The organism is Streptomyces sp. NPDC014801 (assembly GCF_043082085.1).
In the GTDB taxonomy this organism is placed as follows: Bacteria; Actinomycetota; Actinomycetes; order Streptomycetales; family Streptomycetaceae; genus Streptomyces.
Genome location: NZ_JBIBXG010000004.1, coordinates 70,524 through 83,339 on the forward strand (window position 1 = coordinate 70,524; position 12,816 = coordinate 83,339).

At 72.3% G+C, this 12,816-nt stretch carries 10 protein-coding genes; 5 read left to right on the plus strand and 5 right to left on the minus strand.

The features are described from left to right. The first annotated feature begins 65 nt into the window (after positions 1–65). The 4 genes from ACF1AL_RS09825 to ACF1AL_RS09840 all read left to right on the plus strand — a co-directional run bounded on the left by ACF1AL_RS09825 (position 66) and on the right by ACF1AL_RS09840 (position 4,911). Positions 66–1,655: an MFS transporter gene (locus tag ACF1AL_RS09825; RefSeq protein WP_391661450.1), complete on the plus strand. Its 1,590-nt coding sequence runs from the start codon at positions 66–68 to the stop codon at positions 1,653–1,655. A gap of 69 nt (positions 1,656–1,724) precedes the next feature. Further along, complete coding sequence (locus ACF1AL_RS09830) at positions 1,725–2,345, plus strand: TetR/AcrR family transcriptional regulator (protein ID WP_366840973.1); 621 nt, start codon at positions 1,725–1,727, stop codon at positions 2,343–2,345. 179 nt (positions 2,346–2,524) lie between these two features. Continuing rightward, positions 2,525–3,577 carry an endonuclease/exonuclease/phosphatase family protein gene (locus ACF1AL_RS09835; protein ID WP_391825744.1) on the plus strand — a complete coding sequence of 351 codons (1,053 nt, stop codon included), beginning with the start codon at positions 2,525–2,527 and terminating at the stop codon, positions 3,575–3,577. 125 nt (positions 3,578–3,702) lie between these two features. Beyond that, the gene (locus ACF1AL_RS09840; RefSeq protein ID WP_366840971.1) at positions 3,703–4,911 is read left to right on the plus strand and encodes an MFS transporter; all 1,209 of its coding nucleotides are present in this window, start codon (positions 3,703–3,705) and stop codon (positions 4,909–4,911) included. A 61-nt stretch (positions 4,912–4,972) separates the two neighbouring features. Here the strand turns inward: ACF1AL_RS09840 and ACF1AL_RS09845 are convergent, their stop codons facing one another. The 4 genes from ACF1AL_RS09845 to ACF1AL_RS09860 form a co-directional block, all read right to left on the minus strand. Beyond that, a complete protein-coding gene (locus ACF1AL_RS09845) occupies positions 4,973–6,727 on the minus strand; it encodes an NAD+ synthase (RefSeq protein ID WP_391661448.1) in 1,755 nt (584 codons plus the stop codon). A gap of 622 nt (positions 6,728–7,349) precedes the next feature. After that, positions 7,350–9,290 (minus strand): protease pro-enzyme activation domain-containing protein, encoded by a 1,941-nt coding sequence (locus ACF1AL_RS09850; protein WP_391825745.1) that lies wholly within the window; start codon positions 9,288–9,290, stop codon positions 7,350–7,352. Positions 9,291–9,435: 145 nt separating this feature from the next. Next, on the minus strand, positions 9,436–10,065 hold the full coding sequence (locus ACF1AL_RS09855) for a DUF305 domain-containing protein (protein WP_391697807.1): 630 nt from the start codon (positions 10,063–10,065) through the stop codon (positions 9,436–9,438). Then, on the minus strand, positions 10,062–10,781 hold the full coding sequence (locus ACF1AL_RS09860) for a DUF3105 domain-containing protein (protein WP_391820518.1): 720 nt from the start codon (positions 10,779–10,781) through the stop codon (positions 10,062–10,064). Before ACF1AL_RS09860 ends, ACF1AL_RS09855 begins: the two co-directional genes overlap by 4 nt. 182 nt (positions 10,782–10,963) lie before the next feature. On the opposite strand from ACF1AL_RS09860, the gene ACF1AL_RS09865 reads away from it, so the two are divergent. After that, positions 10,964–11,398 (plus strand): RrF2 family transcriptional regulator, encoded by a 435-nt coding sequence (locus ACF1AL_RS09865; protein WP_391661444.1) that lies wholly within the window; start codon positions 10,964–10,966, stop codon positions 11,396–11,398. A 159-nt stretch (positions 11,399–11,557) separates the two neighbouring features. Here the strand turns inward: ACF1AL_RS09865 and ACF1AL_RS09870 are convergent, their stop codons facing one another. Further along, positions 11,558–12,745, minus strand: a complete 1,188-nt coding sequence (locus ACF1AL_RS09870) for a globin domain-containing protein (protein WP_391820519.1) — start codon at positions 12,743–12,745, stop codon at positions 11,558–11,560. Positions 12,746–12,816 lie beyond the last annotated feature (71 nt).

A 12,816-nucleotide genomic window follows, 5' to 3' on the forward strand; every position in this document is an offset into this window, starting at 1 on the left:
AAGAGGGCGGTAAAAAGAATTTCGATACGGTACGGTCTCGTATCTTAAATGGCTAGGCTCGCTCCATGACCAATCCCGCCGCCTCCGCCCCCCGGATACCCGACGCCGTGCACCGGCGCCGCTGGGCGATCCTCGGGGTCCTGATGCTCAGCCTGCTGATCGTCGTCCTGGACAACTCGATCCTGAACGTCGCGATCAAGACCATCTCCACCCCGGCCCCCACCGGCCTCGGTGCCACCCAGAGCGAGCTGGAGTGGGCGATCAACGCCTACACGCTCGTCTTCGCCGGCCTGCTGTTCACGGCCGGCCTGCTCGGCGACCGCCTCGGCCGCAAGAAGGTGCTCCTCGGCGGTCTGGCGGTGTTCGGCATCGGCTCGGCCCTGGCCGCCGAGTCCGGCTCCCCGGCTCAGCTGATCGCCTTCCGCGCGGTGATGGGCCTCGGCGCGGCCTTCGTGATGCCCGCCACCCTCGCCGTGCTGATGAACGTCTTCGAGCGCGAGGAGCAGCCCAAGGCCATCGGCATCTGGGCGGGCGGCGTCGGCCTCGCCATCGCGATCGGCCCGATCACCGGCGGCGTGCTGCTGGACCACTTCTGGTGGGGCTCGGTCTTCCTGGTCAACGTGCCGATCGTGCTCCTCGCCCTGGCCCTGATGGTGTGGCTGGTGCCCGACTCGCGCGACCCCAGCCCGGGCCGCGTCGACCCGGTCGGCGTGGTGCTCTCCGTGGTCGGCCTGGTCCTGCTGGTCTACGGCATCATCAAGGGCGGCCAGCTCGCCGACTTCACCGACGCCACGGTGCTCGCGACCATCGCGGCCGGCCTCGCGGTCCTCGCCGCCTTCGTGGTCTTCGAGAAGCGCAGCGACCACCCGTCCATCGACGTCACCTACTTCAAGAACAAGGTGTTCTCCGCCGCGATCGGCGCGATCGCGCTGGTCTTCTTCGCGCTGATGGGCGTGACCTTCTTCTCGGTCTTCTACACCCAGAGCGTGCGCGGCTACAGCCCGCTGCAGACCGGTCTGCTGATGCTGCCGCTGGCCGCCGCGCAGATGATCTTCGCGCCGCGCGCCCGGCTGCTGGTCGACCGCTTCGGCAACCGGGCCACCACCACCGCCGGCATGGTGCTGATCGCCGCGATGCTGGCGGCGTTCGCGACGCTGGACGCGGACACCCCGATCTGGCTGCTGGAAGTCATCTTCTTCCTGATGGGCACGGGCATGGCGCACATCATGACCCCGGTCAGCGTCGTCATCATGCAGGCCCTGCCGCGCGAGAAGGCCGGCTCGGCGTCCGCGCTCAGCAACACCTTCCGCCAGGTCGGCGGCGCCCTCGGCATCGCCGTCCTCGGCTCGGTGCTCTCCACGGCGTACCGCAACGGCATCGAGGACAAGCTCGGCCTGCTGCCCGCCGGACTGCGCGAGACCGCCGGCGAGTCCATCGAGGCCACCCTCGGGGTCGCCGCCCGGCTCGGCCCGCGCGGCGAGGGCCTGGTCGGTTCCGCGAACGACGCGTTCCTGCACGCCATGCACGTCACCGCCCTGTGCGGCGCGGGCGTCGCGCTCGTCGGCGCCGTCGTGGTGGCGCTGTTCCTGCCCGGCCGCCCGGCACAGCCTCAGGGCGGCAAGGAGGAGCCGGAGTTGGTCGCGGCCGCCGAGTAGGACGTGACCGGCCACCCTGGCGGAGGGGAGAATTCCGGCAGGCCGGGAACGACGAAGGGACGACACGACGTGAGCCTTGCCGACAGCCGCAGCGACAGCCCGGTGCGGGGCCGGCCCCGCAGCGAGGCCGTGGAACGCGCCATCATCGAGGGGACGATGAAGCTCCTGGAGGACGGCGTTCCGCTGGCCGAGCTGTCCATCGAGCGCATCGCGCGCACCGCGGGCGTCGGCAAGGCCACCATCTACCGCCGCTGGAGCGGCAAGGAGGAGCTCTTCGTCGACGTCATCCGGGCCGCCGAGCCGCCCGACCCGGACCTGCCCGGCACCTCGGTCCGCGACGACCTGGTCGCCCTGCTGGAGTCGCTGCGCCTGCGGGCCCTGGCCAGCCGCACCTCCGCGCTGCTGCACAACGCCCATGTGCAGATGAAGTCCAGCCCCCGGATCTGGGCCGCCTACCACGCGAACGTCATCGTGCCCCGGCGCAACCTCGGCCTGCAGGTGCTGCGCCGCGGCCGCGAGCGCGGCGAGATCCGCGCCGACGTGGACCTGGAACTCGCCAACGACATGTTCGTCGGACCCGTCCTCATCCGCACCCTGCTGCGCCCCGACGCCGACCTGCCCGAAGGGCTGGCGGAACAGATCGTCGACACGGTCATGGAAGGACTACGGCCCGTCAGTTCCCGGCCGTAATGTGCAGGTTTCGTCACAACTCCCGTGCCACCGGGCCGATCCGGAACTCCGTGCGCCGCCCCGTTCGTCATCGTGCCCGTACGGCCGTCGCGGGACGGCAGGAACAGAACCGATCATCCCCTAGGGTCGTAGGAGGCGCGGGGGACGACGGTGTGCACGGCAGGTAGTGAGGCGACGGTATGGCGCAGCAGGCATACGTGACGGAGACGGCCGACGGTGGCGCGGGGAACCAGCGCCCGGGAACCCGGATCCGGCGCGTGGTGTCCCGCTGGCTGCGCTCCTGGCGCGGCGACGCGCGCGTGTGGCGGCGCGGCCTCCTGCTCGCCGCGGTCGCGCTGCTCCTCGCCCTGGTGATGGTTGTCCACTCCCGCATCCCGAACGCCTTCGGCAACCTGGGCAGTCTCACCGAGACGTTCCTGCCCTGGCTGGGCGTGCTGATCCCGCTGCTGTTCGCCGGCGCGCTGCTGCGCCGCTCGGCCACGGCCCTGATCGCGGTGATCCTGCCGTCGATCGTGTGGCTGAACCTCTTCGGCGGGCTGCTCACCGACAAGTCCGGCGGCGGCGGCGACCTCACGGTGGCCACGCACAACGTCAACGCCGACAACCCCGACCCCTCCGGCACCGCCCGCGAGGTCGCCGCCTCCGGCGCGGACCTGCTCGCCCTGGAGGAGATCAAGGCCTCCGCGGTCCCGACGTACGAGAACGCGCTGGAGGGGACGTACCCGCACCACGCGGTGGTGGGCACGGTCGGCCTGTGGAGCAAGTACCCGCTGACCGGTGTCGAGGCGGTGGACATCCGGCTGGGCTGGAAGCGGGCGATGCGCGCCACGGTCGCCACCCCCGAGGGCCCGGTCGCGGTCTACGTCGCCCACCTGCCGTCGGTGCGCGTCAAGGCGGCCGCCGGCTTCACCGCCCGCCAGCGGGACAAGAGCGCCGACGCGCTCGGCGAGGCCATCGCGGGCGAGAAGCTGCCCCGGGTGATCCTGCTCGGCGACCTCAACGGCACCATGAACGACCGCGCGCTGAACGCCGTCACCTCCCAGATGCGCTCCACGCAGGGCGCGGCCGGCGACGGCTTCGGCTTCAGCTGGCCGGCGTCGTTCCCGATGGCCCGGATCGACCAGATCATGGTCAAGGGCGTCGAGCCGGAGAGTTCCTGGACCCTGCCGGCCACGGCGAGCGACCACCTCCCGGTCGCCGCGCGTGTGAAGGTGGCCACACCGGACTCGTAAAACCGCAGGTCGCAAGCGAGCCGTAACCTGGCTTCAACCTGCCGGAATACTCCGCCTGAGAGACTTTGTTCCGAGCGGAAACATAGAGAGTTTCCGAACGTCCCCAAAGTCTCGAAAGGTACTTCATGCCCCTGGCCCTGCTCGCCCTCGCCGTGGGCGCCTTCGGCATCGGTACGACCGAGTTCGTGATGATGGGGCTGCTGCCCGACGTCGCGGACGACCTGCACATCTCGATCCCCGCCGCCGGCCACCTGGTCTCGGCGTACGCGCTCGGCGTCGTCATCGGCGCGCCGCTGCTCGCCGCGGTGACGGCCCGCATGTCCCGCCGCACGGTCCTCATCGCCCTGATGGTGCTGTTCGTCGTGGGCAACGCGCTCTCCGCGTTCGCCCCCGGCAACGGCACCCTGCTGGCGGCCCGCTTCCTCAGCGGCCTGCCGCACGGCGCCTTCTTCGGCGTGGGCGCCGTGGTGGCGACCACCCTGGTCGCCCCCGAGCGCAAGGCCCGCTCGGTCTCCCTGATGTTCCTCGGCCTCACCGTCGCCAACATCGCGGGCGTCCCGGTGGCCACCCTCGTCGGCCAGCACCTCGGCTGGCGGGCCACGTTCCTCGGGGTCAGCCTGATCGGCCTGGCCGCGATCGCGTCCCTGGCCGCGCTGATCCCGCACGACCACACCCACGCCTCCGCCACGGGCCTGCGCGGCGAACTGGCCGCCCTGCGCTCGGTGCCGGTCTGGCTGGCCCTCGGCACGACGGTCGCCGGCTTCGGCGCGCTGTTCGCCGCCTACAGCTACATCACGCCGATGCTCACCGACGCGGCCGGCTACGCCGACGCGAGCGTGACCCTGCTGCTGGCCCTGTTCGGCGTCGGGGCGACGATCGGCAACCTGCTGGGCGGCCGCCTGGCGGACCACGCGATGCGCGGCACCCTCTTCGGCGGCCTGGCCTCGCTCGCGGCGGTCCTGCTGCTCTTCCCGCTCCTGATGCGCACGCAGACCACCGCGGCCCTGGCCGTCGCCCTGCTGGGCATGGCGGCGTTCGTCACGGGCTCCCCGCTGCAGCTGATGGTGATGGAGAAGGCGTCGGCGGCCCCGTCGCTCGCCTCCTCCGCCAACCAGGCCGCCTTCAACCTCGCCAACGCGGGCGGCGCCTGGATCGGCGGACTGGCCCTGGCCGCCGGCTTCGGTACGACGTCCCCGGCGCTGGCCGGCGCCCTGCTGGCCGTCCTCGGCCTGGCCGTCGCGGCGGTCGCCTACGCGGTGGACCGCCGCAGCCCGCACGAGGGCCGCGTGGTGGCGGCGCACGTCCCGCACGAGGAGCACACGCTCCACCACTGACACCCGCAGAGCGAGAAGGGGGGTGCCCGCCCGGGCACCCCCCTTCGTCGTCTCCCCGTCGTCACACCGTCTCGCGCCACCCGTTGGTGATGGGCAGCCGCCGGTCCTTCCCGAAGCCCTTCGGCGAGATCTTCGTCCCCGGCGGGTACTGCCGCCGCTTGTACTCGGCGGTGTCGACCATCCGCAGCGTCCGGGTCACCAGGTCGTGGTCGTACCCCGCCCGCACGATCGCGTCCGCGCCGAGGTCCCGGTCGACGTACAGCTCCAGGATCGCGTCGAGCACCGGGTAGTCCGGCAGCGAGTCCGTGTCCACCTGACCCGGCCGCAGCTCGGCGCTCGGCGGCTTGGTGATGGAGTTCTCCGGGATGGGCGGGGTCTGCCCACGCGCCTCGGCGGCCCGGTTGCGCCACTCGGCGAGCCGCCACACCCACGTCTTGTACACGTCCTTGATCGGCCCGTACGCGCCCACCGAGTCGCCGTACAGCGTGGAGTACCCGACCGCCAGCTCGGACTTGTTGCCCGGCGCGAGCACGATGTGCCCCTCCTGGTTGGACAGCGCCATCAGCAGCGTGCCGCGCAGCCGGGACTGCAGGTTCTCCTCGGCGAGGCCGGTCAGCTCGGCCGCCGCCATATAGGCGTCGAACATGGGCGCGATCGAGACGGTACGGAAGTTCAGCCCCGTACGGCGGGCCAGCTCGGCCGCGTCGTCGCGGGAGTGTCCGGAGGAGTACTTCGACGGCATCGACACGCCGTACACGTTCTCGGCGCCGACGGCGTCACAGGCGATGGCCGCGACCAGCGCGGAGTCGATGCCGCCGGACAGCCCGATGAGCACGGAGCGGAAACCGTTCTTGCGCACGTACGCCCGCAGGCCCACCACCAGGGCGGAGTAGACCTCCTCCTCGTCGTCCAGCCGCTCGGCGTACCCGCCGGTGTGCACCGGCTCGTACGCGGGCAGCGGCTCCTCGGACAGCACCACCCGGTCGATGCGCAGCCCGTCGTCCACGACACCCTCCGGCGCCTCCGGGTCGGCCGCCGGCAGCTCCAGATCGAGCACCACGCAGCCCTCGGAGAACTGCGGCGCCCGGGCGACGACCTCCCCGTCGCCGTCCACGACGATCGAGTCGCCGTCGAACACCAGCTCGTCCTGCCCGCCGATCATGGCGAGATAGGCGGTGGTGCAGCCGGCCTCCTGCGCCCGCTTGCGCACCAGCTCCAGCCGGGTGTCGTCCTTGTTGCGCTCGTACGGGGAGGCGTTGACGGAGACGAGCAGCCCCGCCCTCGCGGAACGCGCCGCCGGCACGCGGCCGCCGTCCTGCCAGAGGTCCTCGCAGATGGCCAGGGCGATGTCCACGCCGTGCAGCCGCAGGACGGGCATGGAGTCGCCGGGGACGAAGTAGCGGAACTCGTCGAAGACGCCGTAGTTGGGCAGGTGGTGCTTGGCGAAGGTGAGCACGACGCGCCCGCGGTGCAGCACCGCGGCGGCGTTCTGCGGGGCGCCGGCCGGCTGGCCGTACTTCGGCTGGGCCGTCTCGCAGCGGTCGAGGTAGCCGACGAGCACGGGGAGCTCCCCGAGTCCCTCCTCGGCCAGCCGCGCGGCGAGCGCGCGCAGCGCGGTGCGGGACGCCTCGACGAAGGAGGCGCGCAGCGCGAGGTCTTCGACGGGGTAGCCGGTCAGGGCCATCTCCGGGAAGACGGCGAGATGCGCCCCCTGCTCGGCGGAGTGCCGGGTCCAGCGGACGATCGTCTCGGTGTTCCCGGCGAGGTCGCCGACGCGAGAGTCGATCTGATTCAGGGCGAGGCGAAGTTGAGGCACCCCCCCACTCTAATCGTCACCCCGACGCAATGTCCTACCGGACAGAAAACGCGGTGCGGCGAGGCGCGCTGGGGTGCGGTGCCCTGCGGTGCGGTTGTGCCCAGGGTTGCGGTGACCAGATGTGTGGCCCGGCGTTGCGGGGTGCCTCCCCCAAGCACTCCGTGCAGGGGGGACCCCCAGCGCCCACCCGTGCCGCCCCAGGCGGCACGCATGCCCGCGGACTGAGCGGACCAAGCGCCGCCCGCGGCAACCCGAGCCGGCGGCCGACGGGACTGGCAACCCCCTAAGGGGCGCGGGGAACTGCGCGACCAGCCACCACGCACCCGCACCCGGCAACGATCAGTGACCCACCCGCTGAGGCGCCGCAGGCACCCGCACCCGGCACAAAATCAGCACCCACCCGTTGAGGCGCCGCAGGCACCCGCACCGGCATCGAATCAGCACCCACCCGCTGAGGCGCCGCAGGCACCGGCACCCGGCAACGATCAGTGACCCACCCGTTGAGGCGCCGCAGGCACCCGCACCCGGCAACAAATCAGCACCCACCCGTTCAGGCGCCGCAGGCACGTGCGCCCGCCCCCCGACCGGGGAGCGGGCGTAGCGTGCAGCCGAGCGGCAGCGCTCAGTGGCGGCGGTAGGACGACACGTACCCGTTCGCCGGCGAACCGACGCCCGTCACGTCGTCGTAGCCCTTGACCGCCTGCAGCGAGCTGTCCTTGCCGAGGCTGCGCACCGACGTGCTCAGCCCGCCCGTCGCGTCGTACCCGTTGACGAAGTCGACGCGCGCGACCGCCAGCCCCTTGCCCGTGGGGTTGTCGGTGACGTCGTGGAACACCTTGGTCCCGTAGCGCGCGTAGATCGCCGGGTTGGCGAAGCCGAGCGCCTTGCCACCGGCCGCCTCCTGCGCGAGCGCCTGCACACCGGCGATCACCGGCGCGGCCAGCGAGGTGCCGCCGATCCGGTACTCGTCGTAGGCCTGCGTCCCGTCGGGCAGCGTCTGCGTCTGACCGACGAGGAACCCGGTGTTCGGGTCGGCGATCGCCGCGATGTCCGGCACGACACGGTTGCCGCTCGCGTTGTTGGCCTGGGCGAGGGCGTCCGGCACGACCCCCTTCTGGTAGTACGGCTGAGCCACGGTCCGGCTCGTGCCGCCACCCGCACCGGACGTGAACGCCCCGGGGAAGCCCACCCAGCTCTTGCCGTCGGCGGACAGCGTGGCCTTCTCCGTGCCCCAGCCGGTCTCCCACAGGTAGGCGTCCCGCTGGCCGACGGCCAGCGAGGTACCGCCCACCGCGGTCACCCATGCGGAGTTCGCGGGGGTGTCGACCTGCTTGGTGCCGGTGTTGGCGACCTCGTCGCCGTTGTCACCGGAGGAGAAGTAGAAGCCGATGCCCTCGACGGCGCCGAACTGGAACACCTGGTCGTAGGCCGCGGCGAGGTCCGGCGTCTGGTTGGCCTCGATGTCGCCCCACGAGTTGGAGACGATGTCGGCCAGATGACCGTCCACGACCTTGCTGAGCGAGTCCAGCAGGTCGTCGTCGTAGCACGAGGCCGCGCCGACGTACGTCACCTGCGCCGCGGGAGCCACCGCGTGCACGGCCTCGACGTCGAGGGTCTCCTCGCCGTACCAGCCGGCCGCCCCGCACTCTGCGGTCTTGGTGTAGTTCTTCGGCAGCACCTGCCGCAGCTGCCCGGTGGTCCACGTGGCGTCACCGTGCTTGCCGGCGTAGGTCTGCACGTCGTACGCGAGCGTCGGCGAGGCGTAGGCGTCGGTGATGGCGACGCGCACGCCCTTGCCGGTGTAGCCGCCCGCGCCGTACGCGGAGCGCAGCTGCTTGCCGGTGTAGCCCCGCACGGCGTACGGGATCTTCTGCCCGTAGGCGTCCGGCAGCGTGGAGGCGATGGTCGAGCCGTAGTACGAGGAGAACGGCCCGGAGTTGCGGAACACGGCGTCCGGCGGCGGCAGTTGGTCCTTGTGGCTCGCCTTGTGCGGCGCGTTGTCGAGACCGGTGACGGTCAGGACCGCGTCGCGCACGCTGTCCGGGACGGACGCGGTCGCGGCGGGCGCGCGGTAGGTGGCGTTCCCCTTGGCGAAGTTGTGCAGTTGCGTGCCGAAGGCCTTCTCCGCCGCCGCGACGTCACCGCTCACGGCGACGTAGTGCGCGGTGACCGACGTGACCTTCAGACCGGCCGACGTCAGCCACGACTTGACCGCCGCCACCTGCGCCGGCGTCGCGCCGAAGCGCGCCTGGGCGGCCCGGGCGGACAGGTACTTGCCGTACTGCGGGGAGGACGGGTCGGACACGGCGCGGGCGTAGGCGGCGAGGCCGGCCGCGTCCCGTCCGGCGAGGTACACGCGTGCGTTCACCGCGGCGCTGTCCGCCGTCGCCCCCTTGTCCGCCTTGGGCGTGGCCCACGCCGGCTTGGTCCCGGCCAGCGCGTCCCGGTGCGGTTGGTCCGCGGCGTGCGCCGCGGGTATGCCGAGCGCCAGCGCGCCCGCGAGCATGGGCAGGGTGGCTGCCAGGCTCACGGAGGCGCGCAGCATGGCGCGGTTGGATCTCATGGAACCCCCTGTGCGAGTTCGGTGCGAGTGGATCACTCGACCCGGCACACTCTTTCGATGAACCGTTCATGTCAGGGGAATAAGAAGGCCAAAAAGACGCCAATAAAGTTTCACCGGACCGCGGTGCGCGCGGCCGACCGATGTCCTACGACGGGGGATTGACCCCTCGTTCGCGCAACATGTCGGACATCAGCCGCAGTTCGGACTGCTGGCCCTCGACCATCGTGCGGGCGAGCCGCTTCTCGGCCCCGACCGTGCACCGCCGCACACAGCCCTGCGCCATGTGGATGCCGCCTTGGTGATGCTCCGTCATCAGCTGCAGGTACAGCACCTCGGCCTGCCTCCCGCTCAGCTCCCGCAGCCGGCGCAGCTCGCTGTTGGTCGCCATCCCCGGCATCAGCGCCCCGTCGGCGGCCTTCCCCTCGGCCGCGCCGCCCATGTCCATCCAGGTCATCGGCGGCTCGGGCGACACCTTCGGCAGCTCCCACAGGTCGAGCCAGCCGAGCAGCATGCCGCGCTGGTTGGCCTGCGTCTGCGCGATGTCGTAGGCGAGGCCGCGCACCTGAGCGTCCTGCGTGCGGTCCCGCACGATGTACGACATCTCCACGGCCTGCTGGTGGTGGACGGCCATGTCCCGGGCGAACCCGGCGTCCGCGGACTCCGTGCCCGGCGTCCGCGTCCCCGTGCCCTCCTCCTCGGCGACGGCGTAGGTGATGGCGCCGGCGGCGACCAGCGCGGCGGCCGCCGCCCCGGCGACCAGTCCGATGTGCCTCACTGCATCATCCCGCTGGAGCAGGAGGCGCCCGGCTCCGGCGTCTGCGCCCCCTGGACGTAGGTGGCGAAGAACTTGTCCACGGCCGGGTCGTCGGCGGCGCGCACGCTCAACTGGTGGCCCCAGGCCGACAGCACGAGGGGCGCCGACTGGTCCGCGTACGGGCTCATCAGGGTGTACGGCGTCGCCTTCACGCGCGCGGCGAGCGCGGCCACGTCCGACTTCGCCGCCCGGTCGGTGTACGTCACCCAGACGGCGCCGTGCTCCAGGGAGTGCACGGCCATCTCGTCCTTGACGGGCTTGGTGTAGACGGTGCCGTTGCAGTCCGCCCACACCGGGTTGTGGTCGCCGCCCACCGGCGGGCGCATCGGGTACGTCACGGGCGTGGTGACGTGATTGCGGGCCAGGGGGCCCTTCCAGGTCCGCACGCCGTCCGCGCCGGTGGCCCACTGGCCGCCCGGCGCGCTCTTGGGGCCGGTGCCGGCGTTCTTGGTGTCGTCGGTCGCGCTCGCGGCCGCCTCCGCCTTCTTCCCGCCGTCGTCGGACCGCGCCTTCACCACGAACACGGCACCCGCCACGAGCCCGGCCACGACCACCGCGCTCGCGGCGACGGTCAGGCCCCGCAGCCGCCGCCGGCGGGCCTGCTCGGCGCGGCGCATCTCGGCGACATGGGCCTTGCGGGCGGAGCTGCTGTCGTTGTCGGTCGTCGGGGAACCCATGGGGCGTGTCCTTCGGGGGAGCGGACGGGGACGGTGGGGCCCGCTGATCGTAGTGGGGGAGAAGGGGTGCGGTGTAGGCCGACACAAGCCGCCGTGCGGGCGCGCCCACCCCCTACGTCCGCCCCGATGTGGGCTGGCGCACGATATTTGGAATCCCCGATGCGTATTACTACGCTGGCGGGATGCGGCTCCTGCGCTCCACCGACCTCGCGCTGCGCGTCCTGATGCGGCTCGCCGTCGCCGGTACGACCACGCCGACGACCCGGCAGGTCGCCGCCGACATGGACGTGCCGTACACCCACGCCGCCAAGGTCGTCGCCGAGCTGCAGCACCAGGGCCTGGTGGACGCCCGCCGCGGCCGGGGCGGCGGGCTCGCGCTCACCGGCAAGGGCCGGACCGCCTCCGTCGGCGCGGTGGTGCGCGCCTTCGAGGGCGACGGCGACGTCGTCGACTGCGAGGGCGCCACGCCCTGCCCCCTGAACTCCGGCTGTCGGCTGCGGGGCGCGCTGCGCCGCGCCCAGGAGGCCTTCTACGCCGCGCTGGACCCGGTGACGGTGCAGGACATCGTCAGCGACCCGACGGGTCCCCTGCTGCTCGGCATCACCAAGGCGCCCTGAGACCGCGCAGGACCGAGACCGCGGAAGACTGAGACCGCTGAGGGCTTAGACCGCGGAGGGCAGGGCGCGGCCGGGGGGACCGCCCGTACACCGCGAAGGGGCCGCCGGGCAGATCCGGCGGCCCCTTCGCGGTGTGCCGTGCGGCGGGCGTCAGCAGCGTCAGCCCTGGGCCAGCCACAGGTCGGGGCCGAAGACCTCGTAGTGGATGTCGGCCGCGGCGACGCCCTTGGCGAGCAGCTGCTCGCGCACGGCGCGCATGAAGGGCAGCGGGCCGCACAGGTACGCGCGCGTGCCGGCCGGCACGGTGAGGTTGCTGAGGTCGACGAGGCCGGTGCGGGCGCCGGCGGGCGCGTCCTGCTCGTAGAAGAAGTGCACGGACGCGTCCGCGAGCTTGCCGGCGTAGGCCTCCTGCTCGGTGCGCAGGGCGTGGTCGGCGGGGGAGCGGTCGCCGTGCACGACGGTGACCGGGGCGGCGTGCGCGTCCTCGGCGAGCTGGGCCAGCATCGCGATCATCGGGGTGACGCCGATGCCGGCGGAGGCCAGCAGCACGGGCGCCCCGGGGGCGTCGTCGAGGACGAGGTCGCCGTACGGCTCGGACAGATGCAGGACGTCGCCGACGCGCACGCGTGCGTGGAGGTGGTGCGAGACCTCGCCGTCGGGGGTGGCGCCGTCGCCGGTCACGCGCTTGACGCTGAACTGGCGCACGCTCTCGCCGGGGGCGCCGGACAGGCTGTACTGCCGTATCTGCCGGGCGCCGTCGGCCAGCTCCACCTGGACGGAGACGTACTGGCCCGCGCGGAACCCGCGCACCGGGCCGCCGTCGGTGGGGCGCAGCCGGAAGGTGACGACGTCGGCGGTCTCCTCGATGCGCTCGACGACCTCCCACGGCCGCCTGCCCCGGCCGGCGCTCTCCTCGTACAGCCGCTTCTCGATGGCGACGAGCGCGTTGGCCATCAGCCAGTAGACCTCGTCCCAGGCGGCGGCCACCTCGGGGGTGACGGCCTCGCCGAGGACCTCGGCGATGGCGGCGAAAAGGTGCTCGTGGACGACCTGGTACTGCTCGGGGGCCACGCCGAGGGAGGCGTGCTTGTGCGCGATGCGGCCGAGCATGGCGTCGGGCCGCCGGTCGGGGTGGTCCAGAAGGTGCGTGGCGAAGGCCGCGATGGAGCCGGCGAGGGCCTGCTTCTGGGCGCCGGAGGCCTGGTTGCCGCGGTTGAACAGGTCTCGCAGCAGCTCGGGGTGGGCGTCGAAGAGCCGGGCGTAGAAGCGCTCGGTGATCTCGCCGATGGCGCCGCCGACGGCGGGCAGGGTGGCGCGGACGGTTGCTGCGGACTGCTCGGACAGCATCAGGACTCCTCCTGGCTCGACTGATCGGACGGTATGAAAACTTGCATCTGAGATGCAAATTAATGGGGCGT